The sequence below is a fragment of the Flavobacterium sharifuzzamanii genome (assembly GCF_003254585.1).
Taxonomy (GTDB): domain Bacteria; phylum Bacteroidota; class Bacteroidia; order Flavobacteriales; family Flavobacteriaceae; genus Flavobacterium; species Flavobacterium sharifuzzamanii.
In genome coordinates this window covers 218,801-235,110 of sequence record NZ_QJGZ01000039.1, presented here as the reverse complement: position 1 = coordinate 235,110, position 16,310 = coordinate 218,801, and the positions used below count along the sequence as shown (strand labels likewise).

General features: G+C 33.4%; 14 protein-coding genes. 5 read left to right on the top strand and 9 right to left on the bottom strand.

Features of this window, described 5'->3' with window-relative positions; translation table 11 throughout:
* Nucleotides 1-371 precede the first annotated feature (371 nt).
* Nucleotides 372-1,925 carry a vWA domain-containing protein gene (locus DMA14_RS13875; RefSeq protein ID WP_111425215.1) on the top strand — a complete coding sequence of 518 codons (1,554 nt, stop codon included), beginning with the start codon at nucleotides 372-374 and terminating at the stop codon, nucleotides 1,923-1,925.
* A gap of 83 nt (nucleotides 1,926-2,008) precedes the next feature.
* Here DMA14_RS13875 and DMA14_RS13870 read toward each other — a convergent pair whose 3' ends face one another.
* From DMA14_RS13870 to DMA14_RS13835, 8 genes are all read right to left on the bottom strand, one after another.
* Nucleotides 2,009-2,755 (bottom strand): tetratricopeptide repeat protein, encoded by a 747-nt coding sequence (locus DMA14_RS13870; RefSeq protein ID WP_111425214.1) that lies wholly within the window; start codon nucleotides 2,753-2,755, stop codon nucleotides 2,009-2,011.
* Between the two features lie 57 nt (nucleotides 2,756-2,812).
* A complete protein-coding gene (locus DMA14_RS13865) occupies nucleotides 2,813-4,558 on the bottom strand; it encodes a BatD family protein (RefSeq protein ID WP_111425213.1) in 1,746 nt (581 codons plus the stop codon).
* 88 nt (nucleotides 4,559-4,646) lie between these two features.
* Nucleotides 4,647-5,420: a tetratricopeptide repeat protein gene (locus tag DMA14_RS13860; RefSeq protein WP_111425212.1), complete on the bottom strand. Its 774-nt coding sequence runs from the start codon at nucleotides 5,418-5,420 to the stop codon at nucleotides 4,647-4,649.
* Between the two features lie 132 nt (nucleotides 5,421-5,552).
* Nucleotides 5,553-6,587: a vWA domain-containing protein gene (locus tag DMA14_RS13855; RefSeq protein WP_111425211.1), complete on the bottom strand. Its 1,035-nt coding sequence runs from the start codon at nucleotides 6,585-6,587 to the stop codon at nucleotides 5,553-5,555.
* 143 nt (nucleotides 6,588-6,730) lie between these two features.
* Nucleotides 6,731-7,732, bottom strand: coding sequence for a vWA domain-containing protein (locus DMA14_RS13850; protein ID WP_111425210.1), 1,002 nt, complete (start codon nucleotides 7,730-7,732; stop codon nucleotides 6,731-6,733).
* Entirely contained in the window at nucleotides 7,732-9,366 is a 1,635-nt protein-coding gene (locus DMA14_RS13845; RefSeq protein WP_111425209.1) for a hypothetical protein, read from the bottom strand. The genes DMA14_RS13850 and DMA14_RS13845 overlap by 1 nt, the downstream gene beginning before the upstream one ends.
* A 188-nt stretch (nucleotides 9,367-9,554) precedes the next feature.
* The gene (locus DMA14_RS13840) at nucleotides 9,555-10,418 is read right to left on the bottom strand and encodes a DUF58 domain-containing protein (RefSeq protein WP_111425208.1); all 864 of its coding nucleotides are present in this window, start codon (nucleotides 10,416-10,418) and stop codon (nucleotides 9,555-9,557) included.
* A 139-nt stretch (nucleotides 10,419-10,557) separates the two neighbouring features.
* On the bottom strand, nucleotides 10,558-11,562 hold the full coding sequence (locus tag DMA14_RS13835; RefSeq protein ID WP_111425207.1) for an AAA family ATPase: 1,005 nt from the start codon (nucleotides 11,560-11,562) through the stop codon (nucleotides 10,558-10,560).
* A gap of 212 nt (nucleotides 11,563-11,774) precedes the next feature.
* Between DMA14_RS13835 and DMA14_RS13830 the strand changes: the two genes are divergently transcribed.
* Entirely contained in the window at nucleotides 11,775-12,650 is an 876-nt protein-coding gene (locus DMA14_RS13830; protein ID WP_111425206.1) for an aldo/keto reductase, read from the top strand.
* An 18-nt stretch (nucleotides 12,651-12,668) separates the two neighbouring features.
* Nucleotides 12,669-13,175, top strand: a complete 507-nt coding sequence (locus DMA14_RS13825; protein ID WP_111425205.1) for a GNAT family N-acetyltransferase — start codon at nucleotides 12,669-12,671, stop codon at nucleotides 13,173-13,175.
* Nucleotides 13,176-13,299: 124 nt separating this feature from the next.
* Here the strand turns inward: DMA14_RS13825 and DMA14_RS13820 are convergent, their stop codons facing one another.
* Nucleotides 13,300-14,109 (bottom strand): DUF4382 domain-containing protein, encoded by an 810-nt coding sequence (locus tag DMA14_RS13820; RefSeq protein ID WP_111425204.1) that lies wholly within the window; start codon nucleotides 14,107-14,109, stop codon nucleotides 13,300-13,302.
* A gap of 184 nt (nucleotides 14,110-14,293) precedes the next feature.
* On the opposite strand from DMA14_RS13820, the gene DMA14_RS13815 reads away from it, so the two are divergent.
* Both DMA14_RS13815 and DMA14_RS13810 read left to right on the top strand, forming a co-directional pair.
* Nucleotides 14,294-15,049, top strand: a complete 756-nt coding sequence (locus DMA14_RS13815) for an SDR family NAD(P)-dependent oxidoreductase (protein ID WP_111425203.1) — start codon at nucleotides 14,294-14,296, stop codon at nucleotides 15,047-15,049.
* A 108-nt stretch (nucleotides 15,050-15,157) separates the two neighbouring features.
* Nucleotides 15,158-16,303 carry an ATP-binding protein gene (locus tag DMA14_RS13810; RefSeq protein ID WP_111425202.1) on the top strand — a complete coding sequence of 382 codons (1,146 nt, stop codon included), beginning with the start codon at nucleotides 15,158-15,160 and terminating at the stop codon, nucleotides 16,301-16,303.
* The last annotated feature ends 7 nt before the right edge of the window (nucleotides 16,304-16,310 follow it).

Genomic DNA, 16,310 nt, shown 5'->3' with positions numbered 1-16,310 from the left:
TACATCCCAATGTTCTGTAGAGACGCATTGCAGTGCGTCTATGTCTAGTATATCGGCAAACGTTGTGTTAGACGTTCAGTGCGTTTCTACAATTCAAAGGCATAAAAAAAATTATCCCACAAGAAAATAATCCATTCAATCATTTTAATCTGTGGCAAAAAAATATTTGCATTTCACAAAAAATATTCCGCACCAAAACCCTTTAAAAATAAGGGTTTCTCATTTTATTTTCACGTAAGAAAAATATTTGTAAAAAATTTGGCACGATTTTGATACTCGAAAAATTGCAAATAATCGCCTCTAGTAAATCCGGAATGCTAGTCCTTATTTGAAGCCTATAACCTTTTATTAATTTTTTAAAAACTTACTTTATGAGAAATCTTAATTTCTTTATGATGGCATTCCTCGTACTTACTATTTTCGGCTGTAAGAAAGCTGATTATGCTGTTGCGGAGTCTGCAGATTCTACCGCAGTTGTGGTAGCAACGACCGATTTAATTGAAGAGGAAAATTATATTCCTGAAACCAATACGGAAAGCTACGCAGGATTAGAAGAAAATCCATTTGAATCTCCGCTAAAAGAACCTTTATCTACTTTTTCTATCGATGTTGATAATGCATCGTATACCAATATCCGTAGATTTATAAACGAAGGACAGAAAGTTCCGAAAGACGCAGTTCGTGTGGAAGAAATGATAAACTTCTTTAAATACAAATATCCGCAGCCAGATGGACAGCATCCGTTTGCGATTAATACGGAATATAGCGACTGTCCGTGGAATAAAAACAGCCGATTACTAAAAATTGGTTTGCAGGGAAAAAATATTCCAATGGCAAATTTGCCGGCTACTAATCTAGTTTTTTTAGTGGATGTTTCGGGTTCTATGGATGAACCAAATAAATTGCCATTGCTGAAAGAATCTATGAAGGTTTTAGTGAAAGAGCTAAGAAGTATTGATAAAGTTTCGATCGTAGTTTATGCGGGATCTGCAGGAGTAGTTTTAGAACCAACTTCTGGAGATAATAAAGACGAAATTATGGATGCTTTTGACGATTTACATGCAGGCGGAAGCACGGCAGGTGGAGAAGGAATAGAATTAGCCTATAAACTAGCACAGCAAAATTTTATTAAAGAAGGAAATAATAGAGTAGTAATAGCTACAGATGGTGATTTTAATGTTGGCGCTTCTTCTGATGATGATATGCTAAAATTGATTGAACAAAAAAGAGAATCTGGAGTTTTCTTAACTGTTCTTGGATTTGGAATGGGAAATTATAAAGATTCTAAAATGGAAATTTTAGCAGACAAAGGAAATGGAAATTACGCTTATATCGACAACATTCAAGAAGCAAATCGTTTTCTTGGAAAAGAATTTAAAGGATCAATGTTTGCTATCGCGAAAGATGTAAAAATCCAAATTGAGTTTAATCCAAATCACGTTCAAGCGTATCGATTGATTGGTTATGAAAACCGAAAACTGAATGCAGAAGATTTTAAAAATGATAAAATTGATGCGGGAGAATTAGGTAGCGGACATTCGGTTACGGCTTTGTATGAGATTGTTCCGGTGGGTGTAGAAAGCGATTATGTTCCTTCAGATTTAAAATATACTAAAACGCAAAAAGTAACTGAAAATCATAGTGATGAGTTGGCGACTGTAAAGTTTAGATATAAAAAACCTGATGGCAATAAAAGTATTGAAATCGTTAATTTTATAGCAGATAAGAAAACTGACTTAGAAAATAGCTCTCAAGATTTCAAATTTACAACAGCTGTTTCTTGGTTCGGATTAAAATTGCGTGAATCAAAATATATTGCGAACAGTTCAAGTTCTGATATTAAAAGATTAGCAAAATCTGGTTTGTCAAATGACGAAGATGGTTATAGATCTGAGTTTGTAAGATTGGTTGATGCGGTGAATTAATCATTAAATTCCAAAAAATAAAAATTCCAAACTCCAACTTAAAATTGGAATTTGGAATTTTTTATTTGAATATTTTTAAAATCTTATTTTACTTCTTTGATGGTTGAAGAGTCAATCCAACCTTGAGTTCCATCTGTTAGTTCGATTTTTTTCCAGCCAGCAACACTTTCCAAAACATAAACTTTTGCTCCTTCGTGTAATAAAATAATTCCATTTGAAGATTTTTGAGGTTCATGTCTCACTTGGCTTAATTCAGAAAAAACAATGGCAACACGATCATTCTCAAAATGACTTTTTTCAGACATTCCAGCTGAAATGCTTAAAGCAAAAGCTACCAAAATGATAAACATTCCGACAAAATAAATTCTTTTTGCAATTGTAGCGCTCGAAAAATAATATCCAATAAAACTCAACAAAAACACAAAACCAAGTACAACAGAAATTTTAGCCCAAGTATTATAATCAAAAATGGAAGTAAAGTTCTGAATCAGTTTTGCAAAACCTACTTTCGGAACTTCTTTGATTTCGTCAATAGTTAGTTTTTTTGCAAACTTTAAATTGTTTAAAGTCTCAGGATCATTTGGTTTAAGCACCAAAGCCTTTTCATAATTATAAATCGAAGGCGCAACCTGATTTAGTTTGTAATAACAATTTCCAAGATTAAAATACACTTCGGCAGAATGTAATTTATCTTCCTTTATGATGTTCTCATAAACCTGTGCTGCTTCTTTATATTGCCCTTTTTGGTACAATGCATTGGCCGATTCAAAACGACCTTGCGCAAAGAAAACCTGTGAGATGAATAAAAAGAGATATAGTATGTTTTTCATCTTATTTTGTTTAAACCTGACAGGTTTTCAAAACCTGTCAGGTTTGTTTTATTACGTTTAAACAATTTGTTTTTCTAATTCAGAAATAATCATAACCGCTTTATCATAATCCTGCTGAATTGAAGCGCTTGATGCTGGTGCATAACGTGCAAACTCGCAGTTTTCAGTCAAAGCAATAAAATTCTGAACCGTTTCTGCATTTGCATTTCTAGATAATAGCAATTCTCTAATATTGTCTTTACTCATTTCTGAGGTTTCAATATGCAGTTTAGCTTTCAAGAAATTATGCATTGCTTTTTCAAGTGCGATATAGAAAGGCTCTTTGTTGTTAAGATGTTTCTTCGCTTGCGATAAATATTTTTTAGCCAGCTTATTGTTCATTCTAATTCTGTTTCCAGTAACATCACTATCCATAGCCTCTTTTTTCTTTCTAGCTAAAATGATGATCGGAATAATGATAAATGGTGCAAACAGTAATCCTAAATATAGATTTGAATCATAAAAATCTTTTTTCTCAATCGGAATTAAAGCTGTTTTAGGTTTAATGTTTTTGAAATGATCCGTTTGCGCCATTGCATTTTTAGATGTCGTTCCTGTGTTTGCTTCTGCAGGAGTTGGACCATCTAAAACGTCAATCATAATTTCTTTTGAAGTGATGGTTTTATAAGTCCCAGTACTCAAATCGAAATACGAAAATTGCATCGGTTTGATGGCATATTTTCCTCTGTATTGCGGAACGATTGTATATTTATCCGTAATTCTTCCAGACATTCCTGCAAGCGAAGTCGTTACACTTTCATCATGAACAGGATCATACATTTCTAATGCATTTGGAACAACTGGTTTAGGAAGCGTGAATAATTTCATGTTTCCAGTTCCTTGTGCACTTACAATTAAATCAAGCCCTTCGCCATTTTTAAGCGTTGTTTTTGATGGAGTAACTGTAAAATTTAATTTTCCAACTGCGCCTGTAAATCCTTCTGGTTGAGTGCTTTCAGGAAGCGGTCTTACATTGATTGCTTTAGCTCCAGCAGTAACTATTTTATTACCTTGTGTCGTAATCATTTGACCAAACATATCACGACGATTAGAAGCCATTTCTATTTCAATATCTAATGAAAGAGGATCAATAGTAAGTCTTCCTGATTTCTGAGGGTATAAAATCGTCTTTTTTAAGATTACATAGTAAGCCTGTTGACCTTGATAAGATCCTTGTTGTACAGAAAGTTGTTTTACATCAATATTCTGATTCCAGAAATCATTGTATTTAGGTTTTGCTAATTCTTTAAAACCATTAACACCAATATTATTAAAATACAATTTATAAACGACTGTGATTGGTTCGTTTAAGTACGGATTTGTTTTTGAGATTTCTGCAACAAGTTCCAATAATTCATTTCCAGATCCTTGAGGTCTGTCATTTGGATCTCTTTCCTGAGCAACTGCATTGGTTACTGTAACTTTTATCGGATTGGTTTTGTAAACCTGGCCATTAAATTCTATTGCCGCCTGTTTGATTGTAATGGATCCTTTTCGCTCAGGCTGTATGATATAAGAATATATTTTTTGAAAAGAGCTACGGCCATTTATCCAAGACTGGCTAATCTGTTGGCTTGGTCCCGCAACCATTTTAAATCCATCAAAAGAAGGTTGCTCGAAATTATCTCCGTCCACATTCATGATGAAGTCTATGCGGAGTCTTTCATTTATTCCAAGCGAGTTTTTGCTGACTCTGGCTTCAAATTGTACTTGAGCCATAAGTCCTTGAAAAGTGATTAGAAATAGAATTAAATATCTTTTCATTACTTGTTTTAGTCGTTGTTTGTTTAACTGTTTAATCGTTTAACCATTTTGTGATACACACATTAACGGTTAAACGATTCTACTTATTTTACCAGTCTTTTTCTGTTTTCTTAGGACTACCTTTTACTTTTTGAGCGTTTACTTTGTCCTGAATTTTCTTTTCTTCATTATTAACCGCATCTAATAAATTCTGAACACGCTCTTTTGATATTCCTCCAGGCTGTGGTTTTGGCTGGCCTTGATTGTCCGATTTGTCGTCTTTTTTAGGATCATTTTGGCCATCTTTTTTGTCTTTGTCCTGGTCGCCTTTATCGTCTTTTTTATCCTTGTCCTTATCTTTATTTTTGTCCTTGTCCTTGTCTTTATCTTTGTTTTTATCCTTATCCTTATCCTTGTCTTTGTCCTTATTTTTATCTTTCTGATCGTTTTTAGGAGGATTTTCTTTTAGCTTTTGTTTGGCGTAAGCATAGTTGTAACGCGTTTCTTCATCTGTTGGATCGTTGCGAAGCGCTTGCTTGTAAGCTTCAACTGCCTGCGTATAATCTTTCTCTTTCATGAAAGTGTTTCCAAGGTTATGATAAGCCTTGTGTTTTTCAGGTCTTGTTTTGGCATTTTTTATCGCTTTCGCATAAGCAAATTTAGCTTCCGAAATCTGATTTTGTCTATAAATGGTATTTCCTAAATTATAAGGTGCTGCTGATTTTTTAGGAAATTTTGATTCCGAAATTCTATAGTTTGCCTCAGCATCAGTAAATTTATTCTGCTTATATTCTTCATTCCCAGCAGGCAATGTTTTATCTTTTTCTTGTGCAGAAACTGCAAAAGAAACGGTTAGTAAAATATAAAGGAGTAAATTTTTCATTCTAGTTTTTATTTTTGTTTGCCACAAATTTCACTAATTGGCACTAATTTATTTTGTTATTATCTTTTTGAATTTCACAAATTAAACAATTTGTTTTTTCGTGTAAATTCGAGCAATTAGTGGCTAACTTTTTTATTTCTTTTCATTAAATAAATCCAACTCTTTGATCCAGCTTGTTTTTCTTTCTAATAAGAAAATGTCTAGGAAAAGCAATAAAAATGCAAATCCGATAAACCATTGAAACTGCGACTGAAATTCTGCCATTTGCGTAGCTTCAAATTCTGTTTTCTGAATATTGTTTAAAGCATTTTTTACATATTCTAAAACCTCTTTTGTGCTTCCGCCGTAAACATAACCACCTTTTGTTGCTTTTGCAATTGTTTTTAAACCTTCTTGATTTAATTTGGTGATTACTGTTTCTCCGTTTTGATCTTTCTGATAGCCTCTTACAACACCATTTTCTTTTAACGGAATTGTTCCTCCTCTTTCTGTTCCAACACCAATTGTAATGATTTTCATTCCTAGTTTATTGGCTTCTTCTGCCGCCGCAGCTGCACCTTCAGAATGATCTTCACCATCAGAAATCAGAATTAGTAATTTGCTGGTTTTGCTTTTTTCATCAAAGTAAGTCGAAGACAATTTAATCGCCTCGTCCAAAGATGTTCCCTGAGACGAAACCATTCCTGGACTCATACTTTGTAGAAACATTTTTGCAACGCTGTAATCTGATGTAATTGGTAAAACAGGAAAAGCGCTTCCTGCGTAAGCTACGATTCCGATTCTGTCGCTTCCTAAATTATTAATAATCTGAGAAACGAGCTGTTTGCTTTTTTCCAAACGGCTAGGAACAACGTCTTCTGCCAGCATACTTTTAGAAACGTCAACGGCAAAAACAATATCAATACCTTCTCGTTTTACGGTTTCCATTTTGGTTCCGATTTTCGGATTTACCAAACCAATAATTAAACAAGTAAGTGCCAGAAGAATTACTACAATTTTTAAAACAGGTTTAAAAACCGATTTCTCCGGGCTCAATCTTTTTACCATTTCCAAATCACCAAATTCACGCTGTGTTCTTCTTTTCCAATACATATTGAAAAGAAAAATACATACCACAATTGGGATAAGTAATAAGAGATATAAATATTTTTTTTCGTCTAATTCCATAAATATTTTTAAAATTCCAATCTCAAATGACTGTTGAGATAAATTCCAAATTCCAAACTTGTTTTAAACTCCAATTCTAAAAATTTCAAATTCCAATTTGTTATTTGGAATTTCATTTTTTTAATTTTTTAATTTTTTCAAAATTAAATGAAGCTTCTATAAACTGTATTTCTTAATCCAACTTCGAGCAATAATAAAAAGCCAGCAAATAAAACAAAAAACCTGTACTTTTCATCATAATCATAGAATTTCAATTCCTGAATTTCTGTGGTTTCCAATTTATTGATTGAGTTGTATATTTCTACTAATTTATCGTTGCTGGTAGCTCTAAAATAAGTTCCGTCTGTTTTGCGGGCAATACTCTTCATCAATCTTTCGTCGATTTCAACTTTCTGCATTTTGAATAAGAAACCTCCGTTTGGCGCATAAGCGTATGGTGATTCTGCCATTCCGTTTGTACCAAGACCAATTGTATATACTTTTATACCGTATTGTTTTGCAATGTCAGCTGCAGTTTCAGGTTCGATAAATCCAGCATTGTTTACACCATCAGTAAGCAGAATGATAACACGGCTTTTTGCTTTACTGTCTTTTAGACGGTTAACAGCGGTTGCCAATCCCATACCAATTCCAGTTCCGTCTTGTAAAACAGTATCATATTTAATTCCTTTTATGGCTTCAAGAATAATGGCTTTATCGCTGGTAACTGGAGTTTTAGTATAAGCTTCAGAAGCGTATAAAACCAAACCAATTCTGTCGTTTGGTCTTTCTCCAACGAAATCTGCAGCCACTCTTTTTAAAGCTTCCATACGGTTTGGCTTTAAATCTTTTGCCAGCATAGATCCAGAAACGTCAATTGCCATTACAATATCAATTCCTTTTGTTGTTTTAGTCTGGTTACTAATGTCTACTGTTCTTGGTCGAGCCAAAGCTATAATTAAAGAACATAAAGCAAGAATTCTAAAAACGTATAAAGCAGGTTTGAATTTTGTCCAAAACGATTCGCTATTTTGGAATCCCGCAGTCGAACTCATTTTTAAGGTAGCCGATTGCTGGTTGCGTTTCCAGAAAAACCAGATTATTGCAATCGGAATTAATAGAAACAACCAAAGAAATTCTGGATTTAAAAAAGTGATCTTGCTCATTAGTTGTTTGCTCTTTGAAGTTCAACAGAATTTAGTATTCGGGTCGTGATTTCATTGGCATATGTATCGCCTTCTTCGTGCAGAATCATGATTTGCTGTAAACCTTGATCTTGTTTGAAAAGCAGTAATTCATAATATGCTTTTGTACTCGTTTTGGTTGCTGGATTCAAAACAGTCATTGTTCCGTAACCTTTTATTCCCTGAATACCTTCGTTTGTTTGAAAATCTTCTTGTTTTACAATAATATTTTGTCCGCCCTGAGCTTCAATAATTTTTAGTGTGCCTTCAAGCGTTTTGTTTAAGTCAATATCAGTTGGCTGTTTAAATTTAGATGTTGAAACCGTTACATAGAAATTGTCAATCATACTTCCGTATGTAAAAAGTTGCATTTCTTTGATAAGCGCCATTGCTTCTTTAGGAAGTACTTTTTGCGCGTCCATTCTTTTTAAAACCTTTGGAGTTTCAATAAGAACAGCTGGATTTCCGTAGGCACTTTTTACCCATTCGCCTTCTAATAATTCTTTAGAAGGGTGGCCAATTATATTGTCTTTTACGTAATTGAACCCTTTGGTAACAATAAAGAAAGTTGTCGTGGCAAACAATAAAAGTATGATAGCTGCTACTGCATAACCAATTCTTGCATTACGCTGTTTTTTAAGCTGTGCCTGAATTTGTTTTTGCCTTTGGGCTTCGTTTAATAACTGATCTTCGATATCCTCAGGAACTTCTGTCGGAATAGCATTGTCAAGCGTTAAAATTACTTTCTGAATTTTGTTTCTATCATCTGTAATTTCAAAATCAAGTGGTTTCGATTTCGCAAATTTTACTAAATCGGCCTGACGTAAAACACGCTCCAGATTTTCAACCGTTTCAGGTGTAAGCGTCATTTTCTTTTGAGTCGATGCTATTCTGATTGCTTGAATTAACTCGGAAGTAGTGCTTTCCATCGCAGGAATATGAATAGCTTCTTCAATATAGTTACGAGCAATATCAGTTAATTCACTATAGTATTCTTTAATTTCACCTTTTTGAACCAGTTCTTTTTGCTCTAGATTGTTTAATAAACTAGTCGCTTTTTCGATAGGTGTTTTGTAAACTTCCTCTTCGATTTTTTTCAGCTGGCGTTTTTTAACATACCAATAAACAAAAGTTCCGATTCCGATAATCACTAAAGCAATTAAAACATAAATCCACCAATTGCCGATTCCTTCGTCAACAGTGGAAATATCTTTAATGTCGTACATTTTTTGCTGTAAAGTGTCCACTTTTACATTGGCAACTTCAACTTTAATCGAATCGCTGTAAAAAGGCTTTTTGTCAATTAAAATCTTAACACTTGGAATAGTATAACGGCCAGAATCAAACTGCGTTAAACCATATTTTTTTATAAGTTCATACGTACCGTCTTTCTTAACCGTGTCAATCGGATAAGACTGAATAACTTCTAACGGACCAATATTTTTAAGTTTCGGAAATTCAACTTTAGCTGTTGAAGTTACAACCGTTTTAAGCGTGAGTTTGAACTCGGCACCAATCTTATTTTTGGTAGTATCAATACTTGTTTCTACTTGTTTCTGCTGGGCAAAAATCATAGTAGAAAAAAGCAATAAAAATATATAAAGTTTAAATTTCATTTGATTTATGATTGAAGATTAACGATTTTTGATTTTTGATTTTTCCAAGGATTGTCAATAGTTTTCTAAAATTGTAATCTTTAATTTTTATGAATTATTTTTTGATGTTTTGATACTCGAAACGAAATTGATATTAACTGATTCACTTCTTCTTTTGCTTGCAAGATTTTATTAAAAATCAAAAATCTTTATCGTGATTTAAAATAGCCTAATAGTTTAGTAACGTAATTTTCGTCTACTCTGGTATTTACAATTCCTGCTCCAGATTTACGGAAGGTATCTTTGAAGTAATTTAATTTCTCCTGATAGTGCTTCTCATAATTCATTCGAACTGCTTTAGAGCTAGTATCAACCAATTGTATTTTTCCTGTTTCAGAATCCAGCATAGAAACCATTCCTAAATTTGGAATTTTTTCTTCGCGCATGTCATAAACACGAACTCCAGTAATATCATGTTTTTTAGAAGCAATTTTTAAAGTATGCTCGTAAGAATCAGACATAAAATCGGAGATCATAAAAACGATGGCTTTCTTTTTTTGAGTTCCAGATAAAAACTTCAAAGCTTGAGCGATATCTGTTTTGTAGCTTTTTGGTTCAAATTCAATCAATTCACGAATGATTCTAAGTACGTGAGAACGCCCTTTTTTTGGCGGAATATATAATTCTACTGTATCAGAAAATAAGATTAAACCAATTTTGTCATTATTTTGTGTAGCCGAAAAAGCCATCGTTGCCGCAATTTCGGTTACGATGTCTTTCTTGAATTGATTTTTAGAACCAAAAGATTCCGAACCCGAAATATCAACCATTAAAACCATGGTTAATTCGCGTTCCTCTTCAAATACTTTAACGTGAGCTTCGTTGTAGCGTGCGGTTACATTCCAATCGATGTTACGAATATCATCTCCGTATTGGTATTGACGCACCTCGCTAAACGTCATTCCTCGTCCTTTAAATGAAGAGTGGTATTCTCCCGAAAAGATATGATTACTCAGTCTTTTCGTCTTGATTTCTATTTTCCGTACTTTTTTTAAAAGCTCTTTTGTATCCATTTTTTTTAGTGTTCAGTGATCAGTTAGAAAGTGATCAGTCAAGTCCAAATTCCAACAGGTCTTTCTGTCTTTATTAGTGTTCAGTTAAAAGTATTAGTAGGGAACTGAATACTAAAAATCTGAACACTGAGCACTTTTTTTAAGGTACTTCAATCTCGTTAACGATTTTGTTGATAATGTCTACAGAAGTAATGTTTTCTGCTTCTGCTTCGTAAGTGATTCCAACTCTGTGACGTAATACATCGTGAACAACTGCACGAACGTCTTCTGGAATTACATATCCACGACGCTTGATGAAAGCATAACATTTAGCAGCATTAGCCAAGTTGATACTTCCACGAGGAGAAGCTCCAAAACTGATAAGCGGTTTTAAATCGGCTAATTTGTATTTTTCTGGGTAACGTGTAGCGAAAATAATATCTAAGATGTATTTCTCAATTTTTTCGTCCATATAAACTTCACGAACTGCTTCTTGCGCACGTAAAATCTGGTCAACAGAAACTACTGGATTTACTTTTTCGAAAGTTCCTTTTAAGTTTTGACGAATTACAAAACGCTCTTCATCAATTTTTGGATAATCAATAACAGTTTTTAGCATAAAACGGTCAACTTGCGCTTCAGGAAGTGCATAAGTACCTTCTTGCTCAACTGGGTTTTGTGTTGCTAATACCAAGAACGGACGATCTAGTTTAAAAGTAGAGTCACCAATTGTAACTTGTTTCTCTTGCATCGCCTCTAAAAGTGCTGACTGAACTTTTGCAGGAGCACGGTTAATCTCATCTGCAAGTACGAAATTGGCGAAAATTGGTCCTTTTTTAATTGAGAACTCGTTTGCTTTAATATTGTAAATCATGGTTCCGATAACATCGGCAGGCAGTAAATCTGGCGTAAACTGGATACGGCTGAAAGAACCCTGAACCGCTTGAGAAAGCGTATTGATGGCTAAAGTTTTTGCCAGACCAGGAACTCCTTCCAATAAAATATGCCCTTGTCCAAGTAATCCGATCAATAGACGCTCGACCATATGTTTCTGACCCACAATAACTTTGTTCATTTCCATTGTAAGAAGGTCTATAAAAGCACTTTCTCTTTCAATTTTTTCATTTATCGCTCTAATGTCTAAAGTCGTTGTATTTTCTTCCATATAAATATTTTTAAAACCTTGATTTTTACGCCTTATTTTTGAGAGTGCAAATTGAATATTTTTTGATAAGTAAGATGTTAAAGAATGGTTAAAACTTCGACCAAAGACCTAATTTTAAGGACTAATTGTGAATCTATTTTTATATTTTTAAGAACTTTGATGATTATGTTTTATGAAAGCATAATTATTACCAAAAATAACGCATAATTATTATGAGCAAAACAGTCTTATCGCCTATAATTTCGGGCACTATGAATTGGGGAGTTTGGGATAAAAACCTTACAACCAAAGAAATGGAAAACATGATACAGGTAAGTATCGAAAACAAAATTACGACTTTTGATCACGCGGATATTTACGGTTCGTATACGACCGAAGCCGATTTTGGAAAAGCCTTTCACGCAAGTAAGATTGATCGTGAAAAATTACAACTAATTACTAAGTGCGGAATTCAGATGATTGCTGAAAAACGCCCTGAAAACAAAATCAAACATTATGATTATTCTAAAGACTATATTATTAAGTCTGTAGAAACATCTTTGAAGAATTTAAAAACAGATTATGTAGATGTTTTTTTACTTCACAGACCGAGTCCGTTAATGCAGGCTGACGAAATTGCAGAAGCAGTTGAAAAGTTAAAAGGAGAAGGAAAAATTATCGATTTTGGACTTTCTAATTTTACGAGCTCTCAAACCGAATTAATCCGCAGTAAAACAGAAGTTAGCTATAATCAAGTGCAATTTTCGGCAACGCATTATGAAGCAATGACTGATGGAAGTTTAGATTATATGCAGACGCATGGAATTCGTCCGTTGTCTTGGAATCCGCTTGGAACTGTTTTTAGAGAAGATACCAAAAAAACACGTCGTCTGAAAAAACTATTTTCTGAGTTGGTAGAAAAATACCATTTAGGTTCTGACACTTTATTATTGGCTTGGATTTTAAAACACCCTGCAAAAATAATTCCGATTGCGGGAACAGTAAACATTGCCAGAATTCAATCTTTAATGAAAGCCGTAGAATTGGAAATGGATAATCAAGATTGGTTTGCTATCTGGACAGAAAGTATGGGCGACGATGTGCCTTAATTTATACTATTCTGAAAAATGATATACCTAGAAAATTTTGAAAAAAAAGATTATTCGGAATTGATCGATTCTGTCAAAAATGCCAAAGATTTAATGCAATTTGGTGGACCAGAGTTTACTTTTCCTTTAACAGAAAATCAAATAGATAAAACTCTTTCTGATAAGAATAGAATTGCTTTTAGAGTTGCAGATGTTTCTAATAGAAATACTATTGGACATTGTGAGATTTATTTTTATGATGGTTTTGCGAAATTAGGACGAATCTTGATTATGGATCAAAACCAAAGAGGAAAAGGAATTGGTGAGCAGATGGTGACTTTATTGTTGCAATATATTTTTGAAAACAGAAAAGAAAGAAATATTGAATTGAATGTTTTTGATTTTAATATCGAAGCTCAAAAGTGTTATGAAAAAGTTGGGTTTACTTTAAATCCCGATAAAAAATATTTAAGGGAAGTAGATGGAGAAACTTGGACGGCGCTCAATATGGTATTGAATTTAGAGGAATGGAAAAATAAGAATTAAAATATTTTACAGATTAAAGATATTCACAGATTTAGAAGTCATTTTTTAATTCTTTAAATGAACAACCGTAAAAAAACAGCTATTCTACTTTTCAGAATAGCTGTTTTTATGCTTTAAGGAGTTTTTATTTTAAAACCAGAGTGTTCATGTTTGTGATTTGCCCGTTTACGACCACCACATTAGGAACAATTAAAGCAGGTAATTGTGAACTTGCATCAGGTGTAATGGTTACGGAATAAGTTCCTGCAGGAATACCATTTAGCTGAAATACTCCTAGCTCATCTGTATAAGCTGAAATAGTGGTGTCTCCAACCTGAACTGATACTAAAGACTGGAAAGTAAAAGGCGTTACAATTCCTTTGATTATTCCAGATGTTGCGTTTGTAGATACTCTGATTACAGGATGTAAATTAAAGTTGCCAGAATTGCCAGCTTCTACAACAACAGAATGCTCTACATCAAAATCTAATAAAAAGTCATAAGTTGCGCCAGCTGTCAATGTTTGGTTGACTTTTAATTTTAAACCCGATTGTTGAGCACTTGGCGTTTTTAAAGGATAAGTTACGCCACCTTTTACAACAGTATTGTGTTCTCCAAGAATTAATCGAATTTGACCTAAATATCCAGAAGGAACTTCGTTATCTGCTAAAAGTATATTTACACCACCAGTTAAATCCAATAAATTATATACTCCAGGTTTGATATTTCCTATGCTAACCCATCCATCTTCGCCAGTTTCAGAATTGCTTTTAATTTTTACGTCTAAAACTTCAACGTTTACCTGATCATAATCACCCGGTGCATCTGTCATTCGTACACTTACTTTTGAAGTTTGTGAACTATCATTACCATCACTACTGCTACAGCTTGTAAATAATAAGGAAGATAATGAAGCCAAGAGAAAAATTCTAAATTTGAGGTTTACAGCTTTCATAAGTCTCTTTGTTTTTAAATTAGTAAATTTATAACGCAGAACGAAATTCATTTAGTGCTTTTATGCCGTAATTTTGTGTTGAATTAATCTAATCTTAAGATAATTGGGTTTTGTATAAAGTAAAAAAAATGAACTCTAAAGGTGACATGTTACTTTAATCTGTGTCAAAAAAAAATAATTTAAAATGAAAAAAACAGTTTTAATTACTGGTGCTACGAGCGGAATCGGAAAAGCGACTGCTCAGATTTTAGCAAAAAACAATTATAAAGTTGTTCTCTGCGGAAGACGTATAGACCGCTTAGAAGAACTTCAAAAAGAACTTTCTGCTTTTACAGAAGTTTATTCTTTAGCATTTGATGTGCGTGACAAAGAAGAAGTTTTAGAAAAAATAGGTTCTCTGCCAAACGATTTTTCTACAATCGACGTTTTAATTAATAATGCAGGAAATGCCCACGGTTTAGATCCAATTCAAAATGGAAATTTAGACGATTGGGATGCGATGATTGATATTAATGTAAAAGGACTTTTATACGTTTCAAAAGCGGTAATTCCGCAAATGGTTGAGAGACAATCGGGGCATATCATTAATATAGGTTCAACTGCGGCAAAAGAAGTTTACCCAAACGGAAATGTATATTGCGGTTCTAAGCACGCCGTTGATGCCATTACAGCTGGAATGCGAATCGATTTAAATCCGTTTGGAATTAGAGTTGGCGGTATTCATCCAGGAATGGTGGCAACAGAATTTAGCGAAGTTCGTTTTAAAGGAGATGTTGAAAGAGCAGCAAATGTTTATAAAGGATTTGATCCGCTACAAGCAGAAGATATTGCTGATATTATTCACTTTGTGGTTTCGAGACCTTATCATGTAAACATTGCAGATTTGGTTGTTATGAGTACAGCGCAGGCGTCTTCGACGATTGTAAAGAAAAATATTTAAATAAAATTGAATGTAGAGACGCACAGTAGTGCGTCTTTTTTTTAATTTTAAGTTTTAATAAATTAAATTAGTGCGAATTAGTGCAATTCGTGGCAAAATAAAACCGACATGATTAATAAGCGCCTTTTAATTAAAAATCTCCTCGCTCATAATGACGAAAGCAGTTTTTATGATAAGAAAAGGCAATTGAATCTTCATTCCAGAGAAGGAAAAGGAAAATTTTTAAAGCACATTTGCGCATTGTCCAATTCCAATCCTAACAATAATTCCTATATAGTAGTTGGAGTAGAAGATCAAGACAACGAAATTGTCGGTGATGACTTCTTTGATGATAGCCGAATTCAGAATTTGGTGAATGCTTTTTTAGAAAATCCACCGAAAATTCAATACGAAAACGTCCCTTTTCCAAATCTTCCAAAAGACAAAGTAATCGGTCTGGTTACTATCAAACCTAAAAGTAAAATCTCTTATTTTAAAAAAGGAATTCACACTATTCTTGCCAATAGCATTTTTATAAGACGTGGCAGTAATTCGATCCCTTTAGAAGAACACGAAGAAATAGAAAAAAGTAATCAGAATACAGAAACGGTTATTGGTATTGAAAACAGTTCTCGGAATAGTATTCAATATACTTTAGACGGAGTTATCGATTTTATGAATTTCCGACATAAAGATATGTCTCCGAAATATCATGTTTTTAAAGAATTGTTTGTAATCTGCTGGGCTGGAGTTCCGAAAAAAATGCGTGATAAAACCTATTTGTCTCGCGTAGATATCGAATTAATAAACGAACAAATTAAACTTTTTTATTCCGCACAAGATGTTGTTACAATAGAATATAACGATGATACTTTTACCATTACAGAATATGTTCCGCTGGGATTAAATGACAAAACAAGTTATTATCCGTTAGAAGAGCAAACTATTTATTTTTTTGATAACGGTTATTATAAAATAGATCGCCAAATGCTTTTTCAGCCACCAGAGTTCAATAGAAAAATGCTGTACCATATTTATAATTCAAATATGGCTTTGCTCGGAAAACTTCAAAAAGAAATTGCATTATCAGATCGTGAAATGAAAGATCTAGAAAACTTGCCTTCTACTTTTATGATTTGTCATTTGAATGGCTTCGAAGATGCCCGACAAAAATTAATAGATGCCAAATTGCTTTTAAAGCCTTATAAGAATGTGTATTCTTCGTTTAAAGAAGCTTTGAGGGTTTTGCGTAAGATGAAATATGATGTTCAGTGATCTAAGT

Bases quoted from the DNA above. Each gene is read 5' to 3' on its own strand.
- DMA14_RS13875 (WP_111425215.1), top strand. From the start codon at position 372: ATGAGAAATCTTAATTTCTTTATGATGGCATTCCTCGTACTTACTATT.
- DMA14_RS13870 (WP_111425214.1), bottom strand. From the start codon at position 2,755: ATGAAAAACATACTATATCTCTTTTTATTCATCTCACAGGTTTTCTTT.
- DMA14_RS13865 (WP_111425213.1), bottom strand. From the start codon at position 4,558: ATGAAAAGATATTTAATTCTATTTCTAATCACTTTTCAAGGACTTATG.
- DMA14_RS13860 (WP_111425212.1), bottom strand. From the start codon at position 5,420: ATGAAAAATTTACTCCTTTATATTTTACTAACCGTTTCTTTTGCAGTT.
- DMA14_RS13855 (WP_111425211.1), bottom strand. From the start codon at position 6,587: ATGGAATTAGACGAAAAAAAATATTTATATCTCTTATTACTTATCCCA.
- DMA14_RS13850 (WP_111425210.1), bottom strand. From the start codon at position 7,732: ATGAGCAAGATCACTTTTTTAAATCCAGAATTTCTTTGGTTGTTTCTA.
- DMA14_RS13845 (WP_111425209.1), bottom strand. From the start codon at position 9,366: ATGAAATTTAAACTTTATATATTTTTATTGCTTTTTTCTACTATGATT.
- DMA14_RS13840 (WP_111425208.1), bottom strand. From the start codon at position 10,418: ATGGATACAAAAGAGCTTTTAAAAAAAGTACGGAAAATAGAAATCAAG.
- DMA14_RS13835 (WP_111425207.1), bottom strand. From the start codon at position 11,562: ATGGAAGAAAATACAACGACTTTAGACATTAGAGCGATAAATGAAAAA.
- DMA14_RS13830 (WP_111425206.1), top strand. From the start codon at position 11,775: ATGAGCAAAACAGTCTTATCGCCTATAATTTCGGGCACTATGAATTGG.
- DMA14_RS13825 (WP_111425205.1), top strand. From the start codon at position 12,669: ATGATATACCTAGAAAATTTTGAAAAAAAAGATTATTCGGAATTGATC.
- DMA14_RS13820 (WP_111425204.1), bottom strand. From the start codon at position 14,109: ATGAAAGCTGTAAACCTCAAATTTAGAATTTTTCTCTTGGCTTCATTA.
- DMA14_RS13815 (WP_111425203.1), top strand. From the start codon at position 14,294: ATGAAAAAAACAGTTTTAATTACTGGTGCTACGAGCGGAATCGGAAAA.
- DMA14_RS13810 (WP_111425202.1), top strand. From the start codon at position 15,158: ATGATTAATAAGCGCCTTTTAATTAAAAATCTCCTCGCTCATAATGAC.